26 protein-coding genes are annotated in these 24,217 nt (G+C 66.7%); 15 read left to right on the top strand and 11 right to left on the bottom strand.

Translation table 11 applies throughout. The features are described 5' to 3' along the window. Positions 1 to 21 precede the first annotated feature (21 nt). Both glgC and serB read left to right on the top strand, forming a co-directional pair. A complete protein-coding gene (gene glgC, locus EJL01_RS01280; protein WP_125105920.1) occupies positions 22 to 1,269 on the top strand; it encodes a glucose-1-phosphate adenylyltransferase in 1,248 nt (415 codons plus the stop codon). Then, positions 1,266 to 1,964: a phosphoserine phosphatase SerB gene (gene serB / locus EJL01_RS01275; RefSeq protein WP_125105919.1), complete on the top strand. Its 699-nt coding sequence runs from the start codon at positions 1,266 to 1,268 to the stop codon at positions 1,962 to 1,964. The genes glgC and serB overlap by 4 nt, the downstream gene beginning before the upstream one ends. 13 nt (positions 1,965 to 1,977) lie before the next feature. On the opposite strand, the gene EJL01_RS01270 is transcribed toward serB, so the two are convergent. Then, positions 1,978 to 2,691, bottom strand: coding sequence for a beta-ketoacyl-ACP reductase (locus EJL01_RS01270; protein ID WP_125105918.1), 714 nt, complete (start codon positions 2,689 to 2,691; stop codon positions 1,978 to 1,980). A gap of 117 nt (positions 2,692 to 2,808) precedes the next feature. On the opposite strand from EJL01_RS01270, the gene EJL01_RS01265 reads away from it, so the two are divergent. The 3 genes from EJL01_RS01265 to EJL01_RS01255 are packed head-to-tail and all read left to right on the top strand — an operon-like array spanning position 2,809 to position 4,237. Beyond that, complete coding sequence (locus tag EJL01_RS01265; protein WP_125105917.1) at positions 2,809 to 3,093, top strand: DUF3099 domain-containing protein; 285 nt, start codon at positions 2,809 to 2,811, stop codon at positions 3,091 to 3,093. Further along, the gene (locus EJL01_RS01260; RefSeq protein WP_235988243.1) at positions 3,090 to 3,362 is read left to right on the top strand and encodes a hypothetical protein; all 273 of its coding nucleotides are present in this window, start codon (positions 3,090 to 3,092) and stop codon (positions 3,360 to 3,362) included. The genes EJL01_RS01265 and EJL01_RS01260 overlap by 4 nt, the downstream gene beginning before the upstream one ends. A 53-nt stretch (positions 3,363 to 3,415) precedes the next feature. After that, a complete protein-coding gene (locus tag EJL01_RS01255; RefSeq protein ID WP_211198209.1) occupies positions 3,416 to 4,237 on the top strand; it encodes an SURF1 family cytochrome oxidase biogenesis protein in 822 nt (273 codons plus the stop codon). A gap of 7 nt (positions 4,238 to 4,244) precedes the next feature. Here the strand turns inward: EJL01_RS01255 and EJL01_RS01250 are convergent, their stop codons facing one another. The 3 genes from EJL01_RS01250 to EJL01_RS01240 are packed head-to-tail and all read right to left on the bottom strand — an operon-like array spanning position 4,245 to position 7,372. Beyond that, the gene (locus EJL01_RS01250) at positions 4,245 to 5,846 is read right to left on the bottom strand and encodes an ABC-F family ATP-binding cassette domain-containing protein (protein ID WP_125105915.1); all 1,602 of its coding nucleotides are present in this window, start codon (positions 5,844 to 5,846) and stop codon (positions 4,245 to 4,247) included. Then, positions 5,846 to 6,796 carry an EamA family transporter gene (locus EJL01_RS01245; RefSeq protein WP_125105914.1) on the bottom strand — a complete coding sequence of 317 codons (951 nt, stop codon included), beginning with the start codon at positions 6,794 to 6,796 and terminating at the stop codon, positions 5,846 to 5,848. Before EJL01_RS01245 ends, EJL01_RS01250 begins: the two co-directional genes overlap by 1 nt. Before the next feature lie 3 nt (positions 6,797 to 6,799). Beyond that, positions 6,800 to 7,372, bottom strand: coding sequence for a TetR/AcrR family transcriptional regulator (locus EJL01_RS01240; protein WP_125105913.1), 573 nt, complete (start codon positions 7,370 to 7,372; stop codon positions 6,800 to 6,802). 54 nt (positions 7,373 to 7,426) lie between these two features. Between EJL01_RS01240 and EJL01_RS01235 the strand changes: the two genes are divergently transcribed. From EJL01_RS01235 to EJL01_RS01225, 3 genes are read left to right on the top strand one after another with little or no spacing between them, the layout of a single operon-like run. Then, entirely contained in the window at positions 7,427 to 8,017 is a 591-nt protein-coding gene (locus EJL01_RS01235; protein ID WP_125105912.1) for a biotin transporter BioY, read from the top strand. Continuing rightward, entirely contained in the window at positions 8,014 to 8,706 is a 693-nt protein-coding gene (locus tag EJL01_RS01230; RefSeq protein WP_125105911.1) for an energy-coupling factor ABC transporter ATP-binding protein, read from the top strand. The genes EJL01_RS01235 and EJL01_RS01230 overlap by 4 nt, the downstream gene beginning before the upstream one ends. Beyond that, positions 8,703 to 9,296, top strand: a complete 594-nt coding sequence (locus EJL01_RS01225; RefSeq protein WP_164509677.1) for an energy-coupling factor transporter transmembrane component T family protein — start codon at positions 8,703 to 8,705, stop codon at positions 9,294 to 9,296. The genes EJL01_RS01230 and EJL01_RS01225 overlap by 4 nt, the downstream gene beginning before the upstream one ends. Before the next feature lie 51 nt (positions 9,297 to 9,347). Here the strand turns inward: EJL01_RS01225 and EJL01_RS01220 are convergent, their stop codons facing one another. From EJL01_RS01220 to sufB, 5 genes are read right to left on the bottom strand one after another with little or no spacing between them, the layout of a single operon-like run. Continuing rightward, positions 9,348 to 9,680, bottom strand: coding sequence for a metal-sulfur cluster assembly factor (locus tag EJL01_RS01220; protein WP_125105909.1), 333 nt, complete (start codon positions 9,678 to 9,680; stop codon positions 9,348 to 9,350). Between the two features lie 20 nt (positions 9,681 to 9,700). Next, on the bottom strand, positions 9,701 to 10,462 hold the full coding sequence (gene sufC / locus EJL01_RS01215; RefSeq protein ID WP_125105908.1) for a Fe-S cluster assembly ATPase SufC: 762 nt from the start codon (positions 10,460 to 10,462) through the stop codon (positions 9,701 to 9,703). A 2-nt stretch (positions 10,463 to 10,464) separates the two neighbouring features. After that, the gene (locus EJL01_RS01210) at positions 10,465 to 10,797 is read right to left on the bottom strand and encodes a non-heme iron oxygenase ferredoxin subunit (protein WP_125105907.1); all 333 of its coding nucleotides are present in this window, start codon (positions 10,795 to 10,797) and stop codon (positions 10,465 to 10,467) included. After that, on the bottom strand, positions 10,794 to 11,981 hold the full coding sequence (gene sufD / locus EJL01_RS01205) for a Fe-S cluster assembly protein SufD (protein WP_125105906.1): 1,188 nt from the start codon (positions 11,979 to 11,981) through the stop codon (positions 10,794 to 10,796). Before sufD ends, EJL01_RS01210 begins: the two co-directional genes overlap by 4 nt. A gap of 5 nt (positions 11,982 to 11,986) precedes the next feature. Continuing rightward, the gene (gene sufB / locus EJL01_RS01200; protein WP_125105905.1) at positions 11,987 to 13,405 is read right to left on the bottom strand and encodes a Fe-S cluster assembly protein SufB; all 1,419 of its coding nucleotides are present in this window, start codon (positions 13,403 to 13,405) and stop codon (positions 11,987 to 11,989) included. Between the two features lie 201 nt (positions 13,406 to 13,606). Between sufB and EJL01_RS01195 the strand changes: the two genes are divergently transcribed. After that, complete coding sequence (locus EJL01_RS01195; protein WP_164509676.1) at positions 13,607 to 14,533, top strand: COX15/CtaA family protein; 927 nt, start codon at positions 13,607 to 13,609, stop codon at positions 14,531 to 14,533. Between the two features lie 138 nt (positions 14,534 to 14,671). Here EJL01_RS01195 and EJL01_RS01190 read toward each other — a convergent pair whose 3' ends face one another. Continuing rightward, the gene (locus tag EJL01_RS01190) at positions 14,672 to 15,619 is read right to left on the bottom strand and encodes a heme o synthase (RefSeq protein WP_125105903.1); all 948 of its coding nucleotides are present in this window, start codon (positions 15,617 to 15,619) and stop codon (positions 14,672 to 14,674) included. A gap of 182 nt (positions 15,620 to 15,801) precedes the next feature. Between EJL01_RS01190 and tkt the strand changes: the two genes are divergently transcribed. From tkt to pgl, 6 genes are read left to right on the top strand one after another with little or no spacing between them, the layout of a single operon-like run. Continuing rightward, positions 15,802 to 17,898 (top strand): transketolase, encoded by a 2,097-nt coding sequence (tkt, locus tag EJL01_RS01185; protein ID WP_125105902.1) that lies wholly within the window; start codon positions 15,802 to 15,804, stop codon positions 17,896 to 17,898. 26 nt (positions 17,899 to 17,924) lie between these two features. Next, positions 17,925 to 19,034, top strand: coding sequence for a transaldolase (gene tal, locus EJL01_RS01180; protein WP_125105901.1), 1,110 nt, complete (start codon positions 17,925 to 17,927; stop codon positions 19,032 to 19,034). Positions 19,035 to 19,055: 21 nt separating this feature from the next. Further along, positions 19,056 to 20,657 (top strand): glucose-6-phosphate isomerase, encoded by a 1,602-nt coding sequence (locus tag EJL01_RS01175; protein ID WP_125105900.1) that lies wholly within the window; start codon positions 19,056 to 19,058, stop codon positions 20,655 to 20,657. Beyond that, positions 20,658 to 22,199 (top strand): glucose-6-phosphate dehydrogenase, encoded by a 1,542-nt coding sequence (zwf, locus tag EJL01_RS01170; protein ID WP_413229346.1) that lies wholly within the window; start codon positions 20,658 to 20,660, stop codon positions 22,197 to 22,199. Then, the gene (locus EJL01_RS01165) at positions 22,196 to 23,149 is read left to right on the top strand and encodes a glucose-6-phosphate dehydrogenase assembly protein OpcA (protein WP_125105898.1); all 954 of its coding nucleotides are present in this window, start codon (positions 22,196 to 22,198) and stop codon (positions 23,147 to 23,149) included. Before zwf ends, EJL01_RS01165 begins: the two co-directional genes overlap by 4 nt. Next, entirely contained in the window at positions 23,146 to 23,904 is a 759-nt protein-coding gene (pgl, locus tag EJL01_RS01160) for a 6-phosphogluconolactonase (RefSeq protein WP_125105897.1), read from the top strand. The genes EJL01_RS01165 and pgl overlap by 4 nt, the downstream gene beginning before the upstream one ends. On the opposite strand, the gene secG is transcribed toward pgl, so the two are convergent. Further along, the gene (gene secG, locus EJL01_RS01155) at positions 23,888 to 24,142 is read right to left on the bottom strand and encodes a preprotein translocase subunit SecG (protein ID WP_125105896.1); all 255 of its coding nucleotides are present in this window, start codon (positions 24,140 to 24,142) and stop codon (positions 23,888 to 23,890) included. The two genes, pgl and secG, sit on opposite strands and share 17 nt — an antisense overlap. Between the last annotated feature and the right edge of the window lie 75 nt (positions 24,143 to 24,217).

Genomic DNA, 24,217 nt, shown 5'->3' with positions numbered 1-24,217 from the left:
GTTCGCCCTAGAGTGTGAACCATGGCAAAGGGGCAGAAAAAAATACTCGGAATTGTGCTCGCTGGTGGCGAGGGCAAGCGGTTGATGCCGCTCACCGCCGACCGCGCCAAGCCGGCGGTGCCGTTCGCCGGACAGTATCGACTCATCGACTTCGCCATCTCCAACCTGGTGAATTCCGGGCTGCAGCAGATCGTGGTGTTGACGCAGTACAAGTCGCACTCGCTTGACCGCCACATGTCGCAGACCTGGCGCCTGCCCGCGATCCTCGGCTCGTACGTCTCGAGTGTTCCGGCGCAGCAGCGCCGAGGAAAGCACTGGTTCTCAGGTTCGGCCGATGCCATCTATCAGTCGCTCAACCTGATTCAGGATGAGAAGCCCGATATCGTCGTCGTGGTCGGCGCCGACCACGTGTATCGCATGGACTTCTCGCAGATGATCGACCAGCACATCGAGTCGGGCCTCGGTGCCACGGTGGCCGCCATCCGCCAGCCCATCGAGATGTCCTCCGCCTTCGGCGTCATCGATGTCGACCCCGACAACCCGGCCCACATTCGCGAGTTCCTCGAGAAGCCCGAATCGACGAACGGTCTGCCCGACAGCCCCGGCGAGATCCTCGCGTCGATGGGTAACTACGTCTTCGACGCTGACAAGCTCGTCGAGGCGGTCATGTCTGACGCGAACCTCGATGACTCGAAGCACGACATGGGCGGCGACATCATCCCCGCCTTCGTCGCACAGAACGACTGCGGCGTCTACGACTTCATTCAGAACGACGTGCCGGGCTCGACTCCGCGCGACCGCGACTACTGGCGCGACGTCGGTACGATCGACTCCTTCTACGACGCGCACATGGACCTCATCCAGACGCTGCCGGTCTTCAACCTCTACAACGAGGAATGGCCGATCATCTCGCAGACGCTCAACTCGCCGCCGGCGAAGTTCGTGCGGGATGCGCGGGGCTCGACCGGCACGATGATCGACTCGATCATCTCGCTCGGCTCGGTCATCTCGGGCGCGCACGTCGAGCGTTCGGTGCTCGGCGCCTGGACGAAGGTGCAGTCGGGCGCCCTCGTCGTCGACTCGATCACCTTCGACCGCGTCACCATCGAGCCCGGCGCGCAGGTGCGCTCCGCGATCCTCGACAAGAACGTGGTCGTGCGTGCCGGCGCGACGATCGGCATCGACCGAGAGCACGATCGCGCCCGCGGCTTCACCGTCACCGAGTCCGGCCTGACCGTCGTGCCGAAGAACGGTGTCGTCGAACGATGAGCATCTCCGACCTCACCCTCACCCCCGTCCACGGCACTGGCCGCGTCACCGCGGGAGCCCGCTTCCTCGTCGTCTTCGACGTGGATTCGACGCTGATTGAGGATGAGGTCATCGAGCTCATCGCCGACTACGCCGAGGTGCGCGACCAGGTGGCCGAGGTCACCGAGCGCGCCATGCGCGGCGAGCTCGACTTCGACGGCAGCCTGCGCGAGCGGGTTGCCCTGTTGCGAGGCATCTCGCTCGACCAAATTTCACGAGTGCGGGAGCGCATCCGCGTCACCCGCGGGGTGCCCGAGACCATTTCCGCCATCCACGCGGCTGGTGGTCGCGTCGGCGCCGTCTCGGGCGGCTTCCACGAGGTACTCGACCCACTCGCGGAGGAGCTCGGCCTTGACCTTTGGCGGGCAAACCGCTTCGAGGTCACCGAGGACGGTGACCTCACCGGCGAGGTGTCGGGCGCGATCATCGGCCGCCAGGCCAAGCAGCACACCGTGCGCAGCTGGTCGCAGTCGCTCGACGTGCCCATGGAACGCGTGATCACCGTCGGCGATGGTGCGAACGACCTCGGGATGATGGAAATCGCTGGGCTCTCGGTCGCCTTTGACGCGAAGCCCATCGTGCGCCAGGAGGCAGCTGTGTCGCTGCCCGGCCGCGACATGACCCAGTTACTCGCGATGCTGGGTCTGCGCGGCTGAGCGCCGCGCGGGCCTAGTGGCCCATGCCGAGGCCACCGTCGACCGGGATCACGGCCCCCGAAATATAGCCGGCATCGTCACCCGCGAGCCATCGCACGGTCTTTGCGATTTCGCTGACCTCACCGAAGCGCCCCGCAGGAATCGTCGAGAGGTACTGCTTCTGCGTGGCCTCCGGCAGTACTGCGGTCATCTCAGTCTCGATGAAGCCGGGCGCGACGACGTTCGCGGTGATGCCGCGGCTGCCGAGCTCACGAGTGAGCGAGCGCGCAATGCCGACGAGGCCCGCCTTCGAAGCGGCGTAGTTGATCTGGCCAGGCGAGCCGTAGAGGCCGACGACCGACGAGATCAGCACGACGCGGCCCCACTTCGCCCGCAAAAGGCCCTTCGTCGCGCGCTTGATGACGCGGAACGCACCGGTGAGGTTCGTGTCGATGACGTCCGCGAAGTCGTCCTCGCTCATGCGCAGCAGCAGGGTGTCCTTGGTGATGCCCGCGTTCGCGACGAGCACCTCGACAGGCCCGTACTCGGCCTCAATCTGGGTGAAGGCGGCGTCGATCGACGCGCCGTCGGTCACGTCGGCAGCAACGGTGAGTGCACCCTCGGGCCCGCCCTCGCCGGAGCGCGACGTCACGGCCACCCGGTGCCCCGCGGCGAGAAACTCCTCGGCGATCGCTCGACCGATGCCGCGGTTTCCGCCGGTCACGAGAACGGTGCGCTGGGTCGTCATGTTGCTCCTCAGGAAGGGTTCGGAATATCGGCGTCGCAGACACGCCCCGTTCCCCTATCCTACGGTCGCCTCGGGGGTACGCTTGAAGCAGCCACCGCGAGACGAATCTTGGGAACCATGAACGCCAAAGTCACCAACGTCACCTCGATGACGATGAGTGAAGAAGAAGAGCGCAGGGCGCGCCTGCGCCAGTACATGTTCACTATGGCGATTCGCACGGCCTGCTTCCTGCTCATGATCGTGGTGCGAGGCCCACTGCTCTGGGTGCTCGCTCTCGGCGCGATCTTCCTGCCCATGATCGCCGTCGCGCTCGCGAACCACGTTCGCGCCCGGCGACAGCGAGGGGTAGAATCTCCTGATGCGGGGGCGATTATCCTCCGCTCGGCAAAGGAGACGGAATGAGCAGCGGTGAGTTTGACCTGCGCAGCCGCCTCCGTGGCTTCCTCGGGTCGAGGGACGAACGGCCCCAGTGCTCCCGCGCCCAGTGCGACGCACCGGCCGTGCACCGCATCGAGTGGCGCAACCCGCGCATCCACGACGCCGACCGCGTGAAGATCTGGCTCGCCTGCGACGAGCACCTCGATTTCCTCCTCGGCTTCCTCGAGTCGCGCCGCTTCCCGGTACGCCTTGCCCGCATTGATGACCCCGTCAACGAGGAGCCCATCGAGTGACCCAAACTGGCACTCGACCCTCAAAATCCAACACGCGACAGGGATGGAAGTTCTTGCTGAGCCGACGCTGGCTCAGCTATTTCATTCTGCTCATCGTCTTTGCGATCGCCTGCGGATTCCTCTCACACTGGCAATTCGAACGCCGCGACGAGAAGGTCGCCGAGAACGACCTCGTCACCGCACACTTCGACGCCGACCCGCAGCCCCTCGACGAGGTGCTGTTGACGCTCGACGCCTACGACCCGAATCAGGAGTGGACGGTGGTTGAAATGACCGGGCACTACCTGGCCGAAGACCAGCTACTCGCTCGCGCACGCCCGTTCGACGGGCAGCCCGGCTTCGAGATCCTCACGCCGTTCGAGACGACCTCGGGCGAGGTCTTCATCGTCAACCGCGGTTGGATCCCCACCGGCAACGAGCAGGACTCCCCCGATTCCGTGCCCGAGGCGCCGTCGGGCGAACTCACCGTGACGGCCCGACTGAAGCCCGGCGAGCGCGAGATTCCCGGCCGCACCGCGCCCGAGGGGCAGATCGCGACGATCTACCTGCCGACCTTCGCCGAGGAGCTCGGCACCGATCGCACCTACACCGGCGCCTACGGGCTGCTTCGCAGCGAGTCGGTCGACGCAGAAACGGGCCAGCTCACGCCGAAGCCCGAGCTCACCGAGGGCAACCACCTCAGCTACGCGTTCCAGTGGATCATCTTCGCCGTGATTGCCGCGGTCGGCCTCGTCTACGGGCTGCGCGAGGAGTTTAAGGAGCGCAACGAGGACGATCCCCGCGTGCTCGCCGCCAGCGCCCGCGCCGAGGAACGGCGCCGCAGCCGCGGCCGCAAGACCGACGCCGAAATCGAAGACGAACTGCTCGACGAGTAGGCGGGGCCTAGTCCATCTCGATGAGCTCGAAGTACTCCGGGTTCCAGTGATCTTCGATCGCCTCGGGCATGATCAGCACACGCTCGGGGTTGAGGGCCTCGACGGCACCCTCGTCGTGCGACACAAGCACGACTGAGCCCTCGTAGTGGGCGAGCGCGTCGAGAATCTCCTCGCGCGAGGCGGGGTCGAGGTTGTTCGTCGGCTCATCGAGCAGCAGCACGTTCGCGCTCGAAACGACGAGCATGGCGAGCGCGAGGCGGGTCTTCTCGCCTCCCGAGAGCACGCCCGCGGGCTTGTGCACGTCGTCGCCCGAGAACAGGAACGAGCCGAGCACCTTGCGCGCCTCGGTCTCGGTGAGGTGCTGCGACACCGACACCATGTTCTGCAGTACGGAGCGCGCGACGTCAAGGGTCTCGTGCTCCTGCGCATAGTAGCCGACACGCAAGCCGTGGCCTGCGATGATGTCGCCGGTGTCGGGCGCATCGACGCCGGCGAGGATGCGCAGGAGCGTCGTCTTGCCGGCGCCGTTGAGGCCGAGCACGACGACGCGTGAGCCGCGATCGATCGCAAGGTCGACGCTCGTGAAGATCTCGAGCGAGCCGTACGACTTCGACAGGCCTTCGGCCTTGATCGGCGTCTTGCCGACAGGGGCCGGTGTCGGGAACCGCAGCTTCGCCACGCGGTCGGCTTGGCGCACGTCTTCGAGCGAGCCGAGCATCCGTTCGGCGCGGCGCTGCATCTGGTGCGCCGCCGCGGCCTTCGTGGCCTTGGCGCCGAAGCGGGCGGCCTGCTGCTGCAGCACGGACGCCTTCTTTTCGATGTTCGCGCGCTCCTTCTTGCGGCGTTCCTCGTCGGCCTCGCGCTGGCGCAGGTACTGCTTCCAGCCCATGTTGTAAACGTCGATCATCTGCCGATTCGCGTCGAGGTAGAACACGCGGTTCACCGTCTCGCCCACGAGCTCCACGTCGTGCGAAATCACGATGAGCCCGCCGCGGTAGGTCTTGAGAAACTCGCGCAGCCACACGACCGAGTCGAGGTCGAGGTGGTTCGTTGGCTCGTCGAGAATCATCGTCTCGGCATCCGAGAACAGGATGCGCGCGAGCTCGATGCGCCGTCGCTGGCCACCCGAGAGCGTCTCGAGTTCTTGGTCGAGGATGCGGTCGGGCAGGTTCAGGTTCGACGCGATTGCCGCGGCCTCGCTCTCCGCCGCATAACCGCCGAGCGTCACAAACTCGTCGTCAAGCCGCGAGTAGCGGCGCATCGCCTTGTCCTGCTCCGCGTCGGTCATCGCCTCGGCCATCGCGGTGGCCGCCTCGGCGAGTCGCTGCCGCACCGAGCCGAGCCCGCGCGCATCCAGGATGCGGTTGCGGGCGGTCTGCTTCGGGTCGCCGGTGCGGGGATCCTGCGGCAGGTAGCCGAGCTCACCCGAGCGGTCGACCTTGCCGTCACTCGGTAGCGACCAGCCGGCGAGCACCTTGGTCAGGGTGGTCTTGCCGGCACCGTTGCGCCCGACGAGGCCGATCTTGTCGCCTGGCTGCACGCGGAAATTCACGTCGCTCATGAGCGTCCGCGCCCCGACGGTGATCTCGAGATCCTGAACGGCAAGCACTACTCGGCATCCTCATTTCGCTTCGGCAAGTGTTGTTCGTCGACCTGGGCCGGGGCGATGGGAAGCTCGATCGTTCCCGTGTGAAGATCGCGTGCCGGCAGGTCAACCTCCACGATCTTACGCGCCCCCATCGTGATTCCCACGCTCGCGATCACCACGAGCGCAATTGCGCCGAGTCGCCAGACGCTCGCGGTCTGGTCGAGGATGAGCCACCCGGTGAACGTGGCAATGGCGGGTTCGACGCTCATGAGCACGCCGAATACTCGTTTCGGCACCCGTTTCAGCGCGAGGAACTCGAAGGTGTAGGGAATGATCGCCGCGAGGACGCCCACCAATAACGCGAGCCCGAGCAGGTGCACGTCGCTGATTACGGTGGCCACGCTCCCGAACCCAAACGGCAGCGCGAGCAACGCCGTCACGGCAAAGGCCACGGCCAGGCCGCCCTGGCCCTCGGTCACCTCACCCACTCTAGCGGCCGCAAGAATGTAGAGGGCCCAAAAGACGCCCGCCGTCGCGGCGAGCACGATGCCCCAGAGGTCGAGGTGGTCGGCGGCCAACGCCGATTCGATGCCCATGATCGCGATGCCGCAGAGGGCCACGCCGATCCACACGAAGTCCCACACACGGCGCGAGAGCAAGGCAGACAGCAGAAGTGGGCCAAGGAACTCGATCGACACCGCGACGCCGATCGGCAGCCGTTCGATCGAGAGATAGAACGTCGAGGTCATCCCGAACAGCACGACACCGAGCAGCAGTGCCGGACGAAGCTGCGACCAAGTCCACTTCCACGGCTTCGGTCGCACAATGAGCCCCATGGCGACAGCCGCGATGAGCGCCCGGAACAGGTTCGCGGTCGCCGGATCAGACGAGGCGACGAGCAGGCTGGCGAATGCCGAGCCGAACTGCACCGAGAACGTCGAGATGAGCAGCATGAGCAGCCCTGTCCGCACGGCCTACGCCTCCATTTCGGGGTCAAGGCGCGCAAGGCCGGCCGCGAAGCTCGCGTCGCCCGCAGCAAGCGGATGCGGTCGCACCGCCACGCCAGCGGCCGCGGCCTGCGCGCGCTGCTGTTCGTGCGACACGTAGCCGAGTACGAAGTGAAGCGCGGTGCTCGCGAGTTCCTCGGCCGCCGCCCGCGAGAGACCGCAATCCTCCCCGGCGAGTTGCAGGCGCACGAGCGCCACGTCGTCGGCGAGGCCGAGCGAGATCGACGAAAGCAGGATTTCCGCGCCGTCCATGTGCGCAAGCAGCGCACTGCGCAGGGCCGCGGCCGCTTCCGTCAGCGTCTCCCCCGCCTGTCGTTCCGGCATCGAGGCAACGATTTCGTCGGCGATCGCCGCAAGCAACGACTGTTTGTCCGCGAAGTGCCAGTACAGCGCGCTCGGCTGCACCTCGAGCTCGCGCGCCAGCGCCCGCATGCTGAATGCGGGCAAGCCGCCTCTCGCGAGCATCCGCATCGCCGTCGATACGACATCGTCGCGCGTGTTGCGAGTGCGCGACGATTCAGAAGTTGCGTTCGGGCTCATCCGCACTATCGTATAGCCTGAACACCGTTCAGGAAGCGATCGACAAGGACAAACATGACCGACGTTGCAGTCCGGCAGCCCGCCACCACCACTACCGACCTCGCCAGGATTGCCGTGATGGCGGCCCTCATCGCGGTGCTTGGCTTGCCGGGCACGATCATGCTCGGCGGCGCGGTACCGATTACGGCACAGACCCTTGGCGTCATGCTCGCCGGCGCAGTGCTCGGCTCGTGGCGAGGTGCCGCGAGCGTGCTCACCGTGCTCGCGCTCGTCGCGCTCGGCCTGCCGCTGCTCGCGGGAGGACGTGGCGGCCTCGGCGTCTTCGTGGCTCCCTCGGTCGGCTACCTACTCGGTTGGCTCGTCGGCGCGTTCCTCGTGGGCGTCATCGTTCGCGCCGGTGCCTCGAAACCGCAATGGTGGCGCGTCGCGCTCGGCTGCCTCGTCGGCGGCATGCTCGCCGTCTACGCCGTCGGCATTCCGCTGCAGTCGCTCATCACCGGCCTCGGCCTGTGGGAGACCCTGCTCTCGAGCCTCGTCTTTGTGCCCGGCGACCTCATCAAGGTCGCGATCGCCACCGTCATCACACTGGCTCTGTGGCGCGCCTACCCCCGCGCGTTCGCGTGGCCCCAGCGAGACGCCGCGTGACCGATCGTGAGCTTCGCTTCGACCGCGTGCGCGTCGTGCGCGAGGGCCGCGTTGCCCTCGACGACGTCACGTTGACGCTCGAGGAGCATCGCATCGCCGTCGTCGGCGAGAACGGTTCAGGCAAGTCCACCCTCGCGCGCCTGCTCAACGGCCTCGTCACGGCGACGAGCGGCGAGGTGCGCGTGCACGGCCGGAATCCGGCGCGTGAGGGCGCCAAGGTGCGCGCGCAGACCGGGTTCGTCTTCCCCAACCCGGCGGCCCAGGTGATTATGCCAACGGTGCGGGAGGACCTCGCGTTCTCGTTTCGCGGTCGCAAGCTCTCGCGCGCCGAGATCGCCGCGAAGGTCGACGCGACGCTCGACTCGGTCGGGCTGAGCGAGCTCGCGGATGCACCCGCCCACTCGCTCTCGAGCGGCCAGCAGCAGTTGCTCGCCGTGGCCGCGGTGCTCGCGTCCGAGCCGGCCCTCGTGATTGCCGACGAACCGACGGCACTGCTCGACCTGCGCAATCGATCGCGCATCGCGGAGCTGCTGCTCGACCCTGCTCTCCCCCATCAGCTCGTGCTCGTCACCCACGACCTCGAGGTCGCCGAGCGCTGCGATGTGCTCGTGTGGGTGCAGGATGCGCGGGTCGCGTCGGTCGGCCGGCCCGCCGACATCATCGCGCGCTACCGGGCGAGCGTCGCGTGATCTCGCTCTTCGTGCCCGGCACGAGCCTGCTGCATCGCGCGCCGGCGTGGAGCAAGCTGCTCGGACTCGTGCTCGCGACGCTCTTGCTGTCGGTGTGGGGCGGTGACTGGAGGGTCCTGACCTCAGCGGCATTCGTGACGATCACGGCCTTCTTGCTCAGCGTCGGTCCCGCCGCACTGTGGCGCCAGCTGTGGGGCCTGCGCTGGCTCCTCATCATCATGCTCGTGCCGCAGTTCATCTTCCTGCCGTGGCAGCTCGCGATCACGAACACCGCAAGGGTCGCCATCGTGGTGTCGCTCGCCGCGCTCGTCACGAGCACGACGCGCATGACCGAGCTGCTCGACGCGCTCGAGACTGGGCTCCGTCCCCTGCGCCCTCTCGGCGTGCGACCGGATCGCATTGCGCTTCTGCTCTCGCTCACCATTTCAACGGTGCCACTCATTGCCACGCTCGCCGCGCAGCTGCGGGAGGCGCTCATCGCACGCGGCCGCCGCGGCACGTCGCCGCGCATCCTGTTCCCGCTGCTCGTGTTGACGCTGCAGCACGCGGATGAGCTCACCGACGCGCTTCGGGCGCGCGGGCTCGACTAACGCGAGCGGGGCCCGGCACCGAAGTGCCGAGCCCCGCTCGATCGCGTTTCGCTAGATGTTGAACCCGAGGGCGCGCATCATTTCGCGACCGTCGTCGGTGATCTTCTCCGGACCCCAAGGCGGCATCCAGACCCAGTTGATCTTGAATCGCTCAGTGTGCCCGTCGAGCGCCTTCGCGGTCTCGTCTTCGATCACGTCGGTCAGCGGGCAGCCGGCCGAGGTGAGCGTCATCGAGATCACGAGGGCGTCGAGCTCGTCTTCCCAGTCAAGACCGTAGATCAGGCCGAGGTCGACGATGTTGACGCCGAGTTCGGGGTCAACGACCTCTTTGAGCGCCTCTTCGATTTCGTCGTAGCGCGCGGGTTCGAGTGAAACGAGTGCCATGTTGGCCCTCCTCCAGTTAGTTAGGCCTGCGCGGCCTGCAGGTAGCTGTCGTAGCCCTCGTTCTCGAGCTTCTCAGCGAGCTCGGCGCCGCCCTCGTCGGCCACACGGCCGTCGACGAACACGTGCACGAAGTCGGGCTTGATGTAACGAAGGATACGCGTGTAGTGCGTGATGAGCAGGACACCCATGCCGGTGTCGCCCTTGACGCGGTTGACGCCCTCCGACACGATGCGCAGCGCGTCCACGTCGAGGCCCGAGTCGGTCTCGTCGAGCACGGCGAACTTCGGCTTGAGCAGCTCAAGCTGGAGGATCTCGGCGCGCTTCTTCTCGCCACCCGAGAAGCCCTCGTTCACGTTGCGCTCGAGGAACTCGTTGCCCATGCGGAGGTTGTCCATCGAACCGCGGACCTGCTTGAGCCAGCCACGGATCGCGGGCGCTTCGCCGTCGATCGCGGTCTTCGCGGTGCGGAGGAAGTTCGAGAGGGTCACGCCCGGGATCTCGACCGGGTACTGCATCGCGAGGAACAGGCCGGCCTTCGCGCGCTCGTCGACCGACATCTCGAGGACCTCTTCGCCGTCGAGCTTGACCGAGCCCTCGGTCACCTCGTAGGCGGGGTGGCCGGCGATCGACGACGCGAGCGTCGACTTGCCCGAGCCGTTGGGGCCCATGATGGCGTGGATCTCGTCGGAGTTCAGGGTGAGGTCGACACCCTTGAGGATCTCCTTGGGGCCCTGGTCGGTCTCGACCTGGACGTGAAGGTTGCTGATTTCAAGAACGGACATTGCTAGTTGTTCTCCTTGTAGATCGGAGTCGGGTCAATGAAGATTGCGTCGTCTTCGACCTTGACGGCGAAGACTGGAACTGGTTCAAACGCGGGCAGCGACTTGGGCCACCCGGTGCAGAGCGAGAATTGCGAGCCGTGTGCCCAGCACTCGAGGGTGCCGTCTTCGACGAAGCCCTCCGAGAGCGAGATGTCGCCGTGGGTGCAGCGGTCGCCGATTGCGAAGACGTCGCCAGCCGAGTCGCGCACGAGCGCGATCACCTGGTCGGCGAGTTCGACGCGCATCGGCGAGTCAACCTGGACGTCGTCGACGCCGCAGACTCGTTCGAAGCTCATACGGCGCTCGCCGCCATCATCGCTTCGGTGCTCGCCTCCAGTTCACGCTCGAGGGTTTCGCGCATGCGCTCCTGCACCTCGGGCACGCTGATCGACTGCACGATCTCGTTCAGGAAGCCGTGCACGACGAGCCGACGGGCGGTGAGCTCGTCGATGCCGCGGGCCATGAGGTAGAACAGCTGCTCCTGCTCGAACCGGCCGGTCGCCGAAGCGTGGCCGGCACCTGCGATGTCGCCGGTCTCGATCTCAAGGTTCGGGATCGAGTCGGCGCGCGCGCCGTTCGACAGCACCAGGTTGCGGTTCTGCTCGTAGCTCTGGGTGCCGACCGCGGTCGGGCGGATCAGCACGTCGCCGATCCAGACGGCGCGAGCACCGTCGCCCTGCAGGGCGCCCTTGTAGTTCACGTCACTCGTGGTGCGCTCGCCGGCGTGGTCGATGTAGACCTGGTGCTCGAAGTGCTGGCCCGCATCCGAGAAGTAGAGGCCCTTCGCGATGCCCTCGGCGCCAGCACCGTTGAGGTGCAGCGACGGATTGACGCGCACGACGTTGCCGCCGAACGTGACGAGCGTGTGCTTGAGCGTCGCATCCTTGCCGATGGCCGCCTGGTGGGCGCCGGTGTGCACCGCGTCGTCGTCCCACTCGTGGATCGCAATGACGTCGAGGTTCGCACCGTCTTCGACGAGGATCTCAACGTTCTCGCTCACGAGCGCCGAGCCCGAGTGCTCCACCACGATCGTGGCGGTCGAGTTCGACTCGGCCTGGAGCACGAGGTGGACGAGATCGCGGGTTTGCGCGCCCGCGCCCGTCACACGCACGTACACGGGCGCGTCGAGGGATGCGTCGGCCGGGATCACGATGTGCGTCGCGGTCGCGTACTTCGAGGCGATGGCCTCGGCGCGGCCCTCGGGGGTGAATCCGGTGCCGCGGGGCGCCTCGCCGGGGGCGAGGGTGCCGGTGCGCACCTCGCTCGGCCCGGCGACCTCGACCGTGACGCTGCCGTCGCCGGCGGCGTCCTCGAAGAGCGGCGCGAGCTTCTTGATCGGCGCGTACTTCCAGTCAACCTCGCGACCGGTGGGCTGAGGGAAATCCTCGGGCGCAAACGAAGCTGGTCGCTCCGAACGCGTCTGGACAGGGACGAACTTTCCGGCGCTCTCGGGCAGGCGCGGAGTCTCAGTGATCGTCATATTGCTTAGCCGACCGATCCTTCCATGTTCATTTCGATGAGCTTGTTCAGCTCGAGCGCGTACTCCATCGGCAGCTCGCGCGCGATCGGCTCAATGAAGCCGCGCACGATCATGGCCATGGCTTCGGTCTCTTCGAGGCCTCGGCTCATGAGGTAGAAGAGCTGCTCCGCCGACACCTTCGTGACCGTGGCCTCGTGCCCGAGCTGCACGTCGTCAACACGGATGTCGATTGCGGGATAGGTGTCGGAGCGCGAGATGTTGTCGACCAGCAGCGCGTCACACACGACCGAGTTGGCCGAGTTGTGTGCGTTCTCAGCGATGCGAACCTCGCCGCGGTAACCGGCACGGCCACCGCCGCGGGCGATCGACTTCGAGACGATCGACGACTGCGTGTGCGGTGCCATGTGGATCATCTTGGCGCCAGCATCCTGGTGCTGGCCAGGGCCCGCGAACGCGACCGAGAGCGTCTCGCCCTTGGCGTGCTCACCGGTGAGGTAGATCGACGGGTACTTCATGGTCACCTTCGAGCCGATGTTGCCATCGACCCATTCCATGGTCGCGCCCTCTTCTGCGATGGCGCGCTTGGTCACGAGGTTGTACACGTTGTTCGACCAGTTCTGGATCGTCGTGTAGCGAACGCGCGCGTTCTTCTTCGCGATGATCTCTACGACGGCCGAGTGCAGCGAGTCGCTCTTGTAGATCGGGGCGGTGCAGCCCTCGATGTAGTGCACGTAGCTGCCCTCGTCGGCGATGATCAGCGTGCGCTCGAACTGGCCCATGTTCTCAGTGTTGATGCGGAAGTAGGCCTGGAGCGGAATCTCGACATGGACGCCCTTGGGCACGTACACAAACGAGCCACCCGACCACACCGCGGTATTGAGCGCACCGAACTTGTTGTCGCCGGCAGGGATCACGGTGCCGAAGTACTCCTCGAAGTACTCCGGGTGCTCGCGCAGCGCGGTGTCGGTGTCCATGAAGATGACACCCTGGCGCTCGAGCTCCTCGTTGATCTGGTGGTACACGACCTCGGACTCGTACTGGGCCGCGACGCCCGCGACAAGGCGCTGCCGCTCGGCCTCGGGGATGCCGAGACGCTCGTACGTGTTGCGAATGTCGTCGGGGAGGTCTTCCCACGTTTGGGCCTGAGCCTCCGACGCACGCACGAAGTACTTGATGTTGTCGAAGTCGATACCGCTGAGGTCGGCGCCCCACGTCGGCATCGGCTTGCGGCCGAACATTTGCAGTCCCTTGAGACGACGCTCGAGCATCCATTCGGGCTCATTCTTGATGCGCGAGATGTCACGCACCACGTCTTCGCTGAGCCCGCGTTTCGCTGAGGCCCCGGCTACGTCAGGGTCGTGCCAGCCAAACTCATACTGACCAAGGTCATTAAGCTCGGGGCGGTCGATGAGCAGATCAGACATCCCTACCTCTTTCTTGTCGTCATCGGTTCAGATTCGCGGCTGGATCGTGGGGACCCGCATACAATGAAACAAATTCCAGCGCCGATTCCTTCCCGTGGGTTCTCCGGGAGGCCAAGATCGCGCGAACTGAACACCATCCTCGAGTCTAAGCCACCACCCATGGTTCTCGGGCGTGTTCGCCACAAACTGAGAGGTGCCCCTGTGCCACGGTCCAAATTCATGCTGCCGGAATCGGTTCAATCGTTCCTGCTGCCGGACTCGGTTACCGCTTGGACTCGGGGGCTGGCTTGGGCCAACCTCGTCGTGAACATCCTCATCGTCGGCACCGGCGGCCTCGTGCGACTCACTGGCTCGGGCCTCGGGTGTCCGACGTGGCCGCTTTGCACGACCGAGTCGCTCGTGCCGACGCAGGAGATGGGCATCCACGGCCTGATCGAGTTCGGCAACCGCACGCTGACCGGTCTGCTCGTGATTGTCGCCCTGCTGACCTACCTCGCCGTGCGCAACGCCCCGAAGCAGCTCGGCCTGCGCATCCCGGCGTTCCTCATCGGTGTGCTCATCATCGTGCAGGCAATCATCGGCGGCATCACCGTGATCTTCCACCTCGACCCGCGCATCGTCGGCGTGCACTTCCTCTTTTCAGCTGCCATCGTCGCCATTGCTGCGCTGCTGCTCCAGCGCGTCCGCTACGCCGAGCCGCTACCGGCGGCGGATGCGCCCCGTGCCCCGCGCGGCCTGTGGGTGAGCCTCATCGTCGTCACGGTGCTGACGTGGATCACCGAGGTCGTCGGCGTGCTCACCACCGGCGCCGGCCCCCATGCTGGCGACACAATTGCCGCGCGGAACGGGTTCGACCCGGTCGTGATGCAGCACGTGCACTCGTGGCCGGCCTACGCCCTCGCCGCGGCGCTCGTCGTAATGATGGTGTTCGTCCTGCGCAGCAAGCTCGCGCGCACGAAGGCGTCAAGCGTGACCCTGCTCATCCTGGTGGTCATACAGATCGCCTTCGGCGTCTACCAATCGCGAGCCGGCCTGCCGGTCTGGTCGGTCGGCACCCACATGATCCTCGCGGTCACCGTTATCGCGGTGCTCACTGTGAACCTGGTCAACGCCCGCCGCGCGAAGTAGCGGGCCGCGCGTCCGCCCAGCCCCGCCGCAGTTTCCTGGCGTCGATGCGATTTTCCATCATCGATGCAGCCACAACCGCATCGTCACGAGAGAACCGCGACGACCGGCAACCGGCCCGAGGGCCAGGCGGATGCGCGGCTATGGAACCAGCGGCAGGTAGACGAGCGCGTCGACGCCGACCGCGAGGAACACGACGGTCAGGTAGAGGATCGACAGGTGGAACACACGCATCGGCTGCGCGAGGCCGGTCTGGCGCACGACGTGGCTGTAAACGCGGTGCGCCTCAATGACGAACCAGGCCCCAGCGGCTAGGGCGGCGATCGTGTAGATCCAGCCCATCGGCGCGACCGGCACGAGCAGCAGGCTGCCGACGACCGTGGCCCACGCGTAGATGACCGACTGCAGGGCGACCGACCCCTCGCCCTCGGTGACCGAGAGCATTGGCACGTCGGCGCGGTCGTAGTCGGCTGCGTACTTGACCGAGAGAGGCCAGTAGTGCGCGGGAGTCCAGAGGAAGATGAGCAGGAACAGCAGCAGCGGCTCCCAGCTCAGCGAGTTGGTGACCGACGCCCAGCCGATGAGCACGGGCATGCAGCCGGCGACGCCACCCCAGACGATGTTCTGGTCGGTGCGGCGCTTGAGAATGAGCGTGTAGAGCACGACGTAAAGCAGGATGGCCCCGACGGAAAGCGCTGCGGTGAGCAGGTTGGCGACGAGCCACAGCACCGCAGTCGACACGACGCCGAGCACCCACGCGAACACGAGCGCCTCGCGGTCGGCGAGTTCGCCAGTGACGAGCGGCCGCTTCGCGGTGCGCTTCATGACACGGTCGATGTCACGGTCGAAGTAGCAGTTGAACGCGTTTGCGCTACCGGCGGACAACGCGCCCCCCACGAGTACGCCGAGCATGAGCCAGACCGACGGGATGCCCCGGGCTGCGAGCAGCATGGTCGGCAGCGTCGTGATGAGCAACAGCTCGATGATGCGGGGCTTCGTGAGCGCCACGTAGGCGGCCAGTTTGCGCTTCAACCCAATCGATGTCGCCTTCGACGCGCCGTCACCGGCTGCTGAAACTGCGCTTGACATGCCTGTCAATCGATCGGTTGTCACAGATACCTGCCCTTTACTTGCTCAATAGCTGCAAGTCTACCCGTTTGGCGCCAGACTTCGAGGACACGACTAAGGTTTCGCGCGATCCCGCGGCGCTAGTGTGGAGACATCGCCGATCGGCGTGCCTTGACCTCGTTATTGCTATCTGGAGGACACCTGTGCCCAACGTCATTTGGACCGACCTCGACCAGCGTGCTGCGGACACCGCCCGACTCTTGGCGGCTGACGCTGTCGAGAACGCGGGTGGCGGCCACCCCGGCACCCCGATGAGCCTGGCTCCGGTGGCAACCCTCCTCTATCAACACATCATGCGGCACGACCCCGCAGACCAGGACTGGCTCGGCCGCGACCGCTTCATCCTGTCGAACGGCCACGCGGGCCTCACGCAGTACACGCAGCTCTTCCTCGGCGGCTTCGGCGTCGAGCTCGACGACTTCAAGCACCTTCGCCAGTGGGGATCGCCGCTTGCCGGCCACCCCGAGTACCGCCACCTCGCACACGTCGAGATGACCACGGGCCCGCTCGGCCAAGGCCTCGCTACCGCGGTCGGCTTCGCGTACGCCCAGCGCTACGAACGCGGCTTGTTCGACCCCGAGGCTGAAGAGGGTGCGAGCCCGTTCGACCACTACACCTATGTGATCGCCGGCGACGGTGACCTGCAGGAGGGCATCACCTCAGAAGCCTCGTCCCTCGCGGGCCACCAGCAGCTCGGCCGCCTCATCGTCATCTACGACGCGAACCAGATCTCGATCGAAGACGACACCAACATCGCCTTCACCGAAGACGTCGCCGAGCGCTACGAGGCGTATGGCTGGCAGGTACTTGAGGTGAACTGGCTCGGCGAAGACGGCAAGGTCACCGAAGACATCGACGACCTCGCAGAGGCGATCGAGACGGCGCAGGGCGAGCTTGCCCGCCCGACCCTGATCATCCTCAAGAACCACATCGCCTTCCCCGCCCCGCACGCACAGAACACCGGCGCAGCCCACGGCTCGGCGCTCGGCTCCGACGAGATCCGCGCGATCAAAGAACTCCTCGGTTTTGACCCGGAGGCCACATTCCAGGTCGAGGACGAGGTGCTCGCTCACACGCGCCAGCTCGGCGAGCGGATGCGCGAGGTTCGCGCCGCGTGGGAGGCCGACTTCGCTGCGTGGGCCGAGCGTGAGCCCGAGCGCAAGGAGCTGCTTGACCGGCTCGAGGCCGGCGAGCTGCCCGAGGGCATCGAGGATGCGCTGCCCGACTTCGCCGGCACCGCCAAGGTCTCGACCCGCAAGGCCTCGGGCAAGACCATTAACGCCCTCGCGCCGCTGCTTCCGGAACTCTGGGGTGGCTCGGCCGACCTCGCCGGCTCGAACAACACGACCATCGACGGCGCCAAGTCCTTCGCCCCCGTCGAGCACTCGACGTCGACCTGGACCGCCGAGCCGTACGGCCGGGTGCTCCACTTCGGCATCCGCGAGCACGCAATGGCGGCGATCCTCAACGGCATCGTGTTGCACGGGAAGACGCGCGCCTTCGGCGGCACGTTCCTCATGTTCAGCGACTACATGCGCCCGGCAGTGCGCCTCGCCGCGCTCATGAACATCCCCGCGATCTATGTCTGGACGCACGACTCGATCGCCCTCGGTGGCGACGGCCCGACCCACCAGCCGGTCGAGTCGCTCACCGCGCTGCGAGCCATCCCGAACCTCACGATCATCCGCCCGAGCGACGGTGCGGAGACCGCGCAGGCGTGGCTCGCCACGCTGCAGCAGCACGAGGGCCCGATTGGTCTCGTGCTCTCGCGCCAGGACCTCCCCGTGCTCGAGCGCGGCGACGGCGACGCGAGCGGCGACACGCTCGCCGCGGCGAGCAACCTTGCGAAGGGCGGCTACATCCTCGCCGAGGCCCGCAGCGGCGCCCCCGAGGTCATCCTCATCGCCACCGGCTCGGAGGTCTCGCTCGCACTCGACGCTCGTGCTGTGCTCGAGGACGAAGGCACTCCCACCCGCGTGGTCGCGATGCCGTCGCAGGAGTGGTTCCTCGCCCAGCCTGAGGAGTACCGCAGCGCGGTGCTGCCGGCGAGCGTCACCGCCCGCGTCAGCGTCGAGGCCGGCCTCGCGTTGACCTGGGCGCCGTTCCTCGGCACGCGCGGCCGCTCGGTCTCGGTCGAGACCTTCGGTGCCTCGGCCGACGGCGGCGAAATGCTCCGCCGTTACGGCATTACCACCGAGGCCGTCATCGAAGCCGCCCACGACTCGCTCGCGGCCAACTAAGCACCGCGTTTTCTGAAAGGGACCTCATGCAGAACCCCAACACCCAGCAGCTTTCCGACCAGGGCGTCAGCATCTGGCTCGATGACCTCTCGCGTGACCGCCTCGAATCGGGCTCACTCCAGACCCTGATCGACGAGCGCAACATTGTCGGCGTCACCACGAACCCGTCGATCTTTGCCGCAGCGCTGAAGAACGGTGAGTCCTACGCCCCGCAGGTGAAGGAGCTCGCCGAGCGCGATGCCACCACCGACGAGGCGATCACCGTGATTACGACGACCGACGTCCGCAACGCCTGCGACCTGTTCGCGCCGCTGGCCGAAGCAACGGATGGGCAGGACGGCCGCGTCTCGATCGAGGTTTCGCCGCTGCTCGCGAACGACACGGATGCCACCATCGCCGAGGCGAAGCAGCTCTGGGAGCTCGTCGACCGCAAGAACGTGATGATCAAGATTCCCGCCACGAAGGAGGGCCTCCCGGCCATCACCGAGGCGATCGCGAACGGTATCTCGGTGAACGTCACGCTCATCTTCTCGCTGCCCCGCTACCGCGAGGTCATCAACGCCTACCTCACCGGCCTCGAGCAGGCGCGCGCGAACGGCATCGACCTCTCGACCATCCGCTCGGTCGCCTCGTTCTTCGTCAGCCGCGTTGACGTCGAGATCGACAAGCGGCTCGACGCCCTTGGCACCGACGAGGCAAGCGCCCTCAAGGGCAAGGCCGGCATCGCGAACGCACGCCTCGCCTACCAGGTCTTTAAGGAGTCGTTCGCCTCCGAGCGCGCCAAGCTGCTGCTCGACGAGGGCGCACACGCGCAGCGTCCCCTGTGGGCATCGACCGGTGTCAAGGACCCATCCCTCCCCGACACGCTCTACGTGACCGAGCTCGTCGCCGACCAAACCGTCAACACCATGCCCGAGGCCACCCTCGACGCGGTCGCCGACCACGGCGAGATCCGCGGCGACTCGGTCACCGGCACCTACCACGACGCGAACATCCTGCTCGATGCGATCGATGACCTCGGAATCTCGTATACCGAGGTCGTTGACTTGCTCGAGGTCGAGGGCGTCGACAAGTTCAAGGTCTCCTGGTCACAGCTCCAGGACACCGTCACCGAGCAGCTCGAACAGAGCAAGTAGCCCGCCGCGAAGGAGCACCCCATGAGCATCAAGGTATCTACGTCCGGCGCCGCAACCGAAGCGGTGCAGCGCCACCTCGAGTCGCTCATCGACTCGAAGTTCGCGAGTCGTCTGTTCGCCAAGGATCACGCCCTGTGGGGTGCCGCGGCAGAAGACGAGTCGTCGAAGCGCCTCGGCTGGGTCGACGCGGCCGAGGTCTCGGCACCGCTCGTGCCCGAGATCGTGCAGCTCCGCGACGAGCTGAACGGCAAGGGCGTCGACCGAATCGTGCTCTGCGGCATGGGCGGCTCCTCCCTCGCGCCGGAAGTCATGACTCGCACCGCGGGCATTCCGCTCGTCGTGCTCGACTCGACCGACCCTGAGCAGCTGGCCGCGTCGGTCAACACCGACCTCGAGCGCACCGCCGTCGTTGTCTCGTCGAAGTCCGGCTCGACGCTCGAGACCGACTCGCAGCGCCGGGCGTTCGTGGCAGCGTTCACCGCCGCGGGCATCGACCCGACCGAGCGCATCTTCATCGTCACCGACCCGGGCTCGCCGCTCGAGGCGGCGTCGAAGGAGGCCGGCTACCGCGTCTTTCTCGCCGACCCCACCGTCGGTGGCCGCTTCTCGGCCATGACCGCGTTCGGGCTCGTGCCCGCAGGCCTGGCGGGGCTCGACTTGGACGCCTTTCTCGCCCCGGTGGCGGCCGTGAAGGACGACCTTGAGGCCGACTCGCCCCAGAACCCGGGCCTCGTGCTCGGCGCGGCGCTTGCTGGCGGCGAGCCGGTGAAGACCTACATCGGCATCGTTGAGCAAGGCACCGACATCGTCGGCTTCGGCGACTGGGCCGAGCAGCTCATCGCGGAGTCGACCGGCAAGGAGGGCAAGGGCCTGCTGCCCGTCGTCCTCCACCAGGATGCTCCCGAGGTCGGCCTGCCAATCCCCGACCTGCAGGTGGTTCGCCTCGTCGCGGATGCTGCTGCCGAGCCCGCGCTCGGCGACGAGATCAACGTCTCGGGCTCGCTCGCCGAACAGATGCTGCTTTGGGAGGTCGCGGTCGCGGTCGCCGGTAAGCTCCTCGGAATCAACCCGTTCGACCAACCCGACGTCGAGTCGGCGAAGGCTGCGGCCCGAGCACTGCTCGACGCCACGCCGGCCCCCGTCGATCCCGCATTCTCGGAGGGCGACATCGAGGTGCGCGGCTCCGCCGAGCTCACCGACGGCCAGAGCACCGTGCTCGGCGCGATCGAGGCACTGCTCGCGCAGCTGCCCGAGGGCGGTTACGTCGCAATCCAGGCCTACGCCGACCGGCTCGGCCTCGCCGATCTCGCGCAGATCCGCGATGCCGTGGCGCACCGGGCCCGTCGTCCTGTGACCTTCGGCTGGGGCCCGCGATTCCTCCACTCGACCGGCCAGTTCCACAAGGGCGGCCCACGCGTCGGCGTGTTCCTGCAGATCACGACCGACTCGGCGACGCAGTTCGCGATCCCCGACCGCCCGTTCAGCTTCGGCGAACTCATTCACGCGCAGGCCGCGGGCGACGCGTCGGTGCTCGAGGACCACGGTATGCCGGTGCTGCGCCTCAACCTGACCGACGCTCGAGGCGGCGTGCAGCAGCTCCTCGGACTCCTCGGAGACATCTAGATCGTGCCAACCTCTTTTTCCACTCCAGCGAATCCGCTGCGTCCGGTCGGCGAACGGCGGCTCGACCGCATCTCCGGCCCGAGCAACCTCGTGTTCTTCGGCGTCACGGGTGACCTGAGCCGCAAGAAGCTGCTGCCCGCAGTGTACGACCTCGCGAACCGCGGTCTGCTCTCGCCCTCGTTCGGCATCGTCGGTTTCGGCCGCCGCGAATGGAGCGACGACCAGTTCCGCGAGTTCATGCGAGAGAGCGTCGTTGACCACGCGCGCACCGAGTGGAACGAGGATGTCTGGCTGCAACTCGCAAAGGGTCTGCGGTTTGTCAGCGGTGAGTTCAATGACGCGGAGGCGTTCACGCGCCTCCGCGACACGCTCGCCCGCCTCGACCTCGAGCGGGGCACCCGCGGCAACTACGCGTTCTATCTCTCGATTCCGCCGCGCTCCTTCGCCGAGGTGACCGGGCAGCTGCGCGCCTCCGAACTGACCGAGGCGCCGCACGGTTCGTGGCGCCGGGTCATCATCGAGAAGCCGTTCGGCCACGACCTCGAATCGGCGCGTGAGCTCAACGGCATTGTCGAGGGCGTGTTCCCGAGCGACTCGATCTTCCGCATCGACCACTATCTCGGCAAAGAGACAGTGCAGAACATCCTCGCGCTGCGCTTCGCGAACACGATGTTCGAGCCGCTGTGGAATTCGAACTGGGTCGACCACGTGCAGATCACGATGGCCGAGGACATCGGCGTGTCCGGCCGCGCCGGGTACTACGACGGCGTTGGTGCAGCGCGCGACGTAATTCAGAACCACCTGCTGCAGTTGCTCGCGCTCACCGCTATGGAGGAGCCGCTGAGTTTCGCGGCGAACCACCTGCGCAACGAGAAAGAGAAGGTGCTGTCGGCCGTGCATCTCGGCCACGACCTCGCAAAGAGCACCGCACGGGGCCAGTACTCGGCCGGCTGGCAGGGCGGCCTCTACGTGCCGGCGTTCCGCGACGAGGACGGCATGAACGCCGAGTCGACCACGGAAACGTTCGCAGCCCTGCGCCTCGAGATCGACACTCGCCGCTGGCTCGGCGTGCCGTTCTACCTGCGCACCGGCAAGCGCCTCGGCCGCCGCGTGACCGAGATCGCCGTGACCTTCAAGGATGCTCCCGGCTATTTGTTCTCCCCCACCGACCGCGTGTCGCTCGGCCCGAACGCGCTCGTGATCCGCGTGCAGCCCGATGAGGGCGTCACGATGCGCTTCGGCTCGAAGGTGCCCGGTTCGGGACTGCGCGTGCGCGACGTGACGATGGACATGGGCTACGGCCACGCGTTCACCGAGTCGAGCCCCGAGGCCTACGAGCGCCTCATCCTCGACGTGCTGCTCGGCGACCCGCCCCTCTTTCCCCGTCACGAGGAGGTCGAGCTCTCCTGGCAGATTCTCGACCCGGTCGAGGAGTACTGGTCGTCGCTCGGTGCGCCAGAACTCTACGCGCCCGGCTCGTGGGGCCCCGCATCCGCCGCCGAACTACTCGCGCGCGACAACCGAACCTGGAGGCGCCCATGATTGTCACGCTCGACGACACGAATTCTTCGGCGATCGCTCGCGAACTCATCCGCATGCGCGAAGAGGGCGGCGCGATCGCCCTCGGTCGCGTGCTCACGCTCATCGTCGTCGCCACCTCGGACGTCAACGAAGATGCGATTGAGGCGGCGAACGAGGCCTCTGGCGAGCATCCGATGCGCGTCATCGTGGTGCACACCTACCCCGACGGCGACGGCGCGAAGCTCGATGCGGAGATCCGCGTGGGCTCCGACGCCGGCGCGAGCGAGGTCGTAGTGCTCCACGCCTCCGGCCCCGCCTCGGAAGAGCCGGCGTCGCTCATCCAACCGTTGCTGCTGCCGGACACGCCGGTTGTGACGTGGTGGCCCGACTGCTCCGAGACACATCCGGCCCAGAACCCGCTCGGCGAGCTCGCGCAGTTGCGCATCGTCGACAGCTTCAAAGTCGCCGAACCCTTCGCCACCCTCGCGCAGCTCGCCGAGGGCTACGAAAGCGGCGACACCAACCTCGCGTGGGCCCGCATCACCCGCTGGCGTGCCCAGCTCGCCTCGGTGCTCGATCAGCCACCCTACGACCCGATCACGGGCGCCGAGGTCAGCTACCGCAAGCTCACCACGAGCACGCTGCTCATGGCGGGCTGGCTGGCGCACTACCTCAAGGTGCCGGTCACCCTGCAGTTCTCCGACGACGACCTCGCGGGCAACCTTCGCGCCGTCAAGCTATTCCGCCACGACGGCGTGATCGAACTCCGCCGCACGGCGAAGGACACCGCGATCCTGAGCCAGCCCGACCAGCCCGACCAGATCGTGCCGCTGGCGATCCGTAATCGGTTCTCGGTGCTCAGCGAGGAGCTGCGTTCCTTCGCCGCCGACCCGATCTACGCGGCAGTTCTGCTCGAGGGTGTGCCCGAGATCGCCGCGTCGAATCGTGAGCTCACGGAGCAGGAACGATGACCTCGACGTTCGCCGATGCCGACCTCATCGTTGGGTCCGACGCCGCTGAGTTGGCGAAGATCCTCGCCAGCGACGTCGTCGACGTGCTGGCGAGGGCGATCACCGAACACGGAGCCGCGAACCTCGCAGTGTCGGGTGGTTCCCTCGCCACCGTCGTCGTGCCGGCGATGGTCGAGCTCGGCAATGCCCGCGACCTCGACTGGTCGCGCGTGCATGTCTGGTTCGTTGACGAGCGGTTCGTCAATCGCGGCACCGACGAACGCAACGCGACGCCGGTCGTCGCGGCCATGCGTCAGGCGACGGACTTTCCCGCCAGCCAACTCCACATCGCTGCCGCGCGGGACCTGGGTATGTCGCTCGCCGAGGCGGCCGCGGAGTACGAGCAGCGACTCATTCGGCACGTCCCCATCCGCGAGTCGAACGGCGTGCCAAGCCTCGATCTTGCGCTGCTCGGCATGGGGCCCGACGGGCACACCGCATCCCTCTTCCCCGGCCGTCTACCGGCCGAGACTTCTGCCCTCGCGGTTGCCGTCGATGACGCTCCCAAGCCGCCGCCCATGCGCGTGACGCTCACTTTCCGCATGCTCGATGCCGCCGCCCGCTGTTGGGTTTTCGCCACGGGTGCGGAAAAGCAATCGGCGCTCACACTTGCCCGAACGGGCAGTGCAAGCGCCGAGGAGTCACCGGTGTCGCGCGTCCGCGCACGCCTCGAGGTGCGCGTCTACGCCGACGCCGCCGCTACGCGACAGGCGTGACGAACTTCGTCAGAATGCCGATCACGACGATCGCGAGGGCCCAGATCACCATGGTCCAGACGGTGAGTCGGTTCAGGTTCTTCTCGGCCACGCCAGAGGACTGAGCGCTCGTGGTCACGCCTCCGCCAAACATATCGCTGAGTCCGCCACCCTTGCCTCGGTGCAGCAGGATAAACAGGATGAGCAGCACGCTCGTGATCGCGAGCACCACCTGCAAAATGACCAGCAGAATGTCCACGGTGTCCTCTCGACAACAATAAAAACTCGGACGGAGCCGATAAAGGCCCCGTCCGAGTATAGGCGACGACGTCTG

It is taken from the genome of Gulosibacter massiliensis, assembly GCF_900626105.1.
GTDB classification, from domain to species: domain Bacteria; phylum Actinomycetota; class Actinomycetes; order Actinomycetales; family Microbacteriaceae; genus Gulosibacter; species Gulosibacter sediminis.
This window is presented reverse-complemented; position numbering and strand designations above follow the sequence as displayed.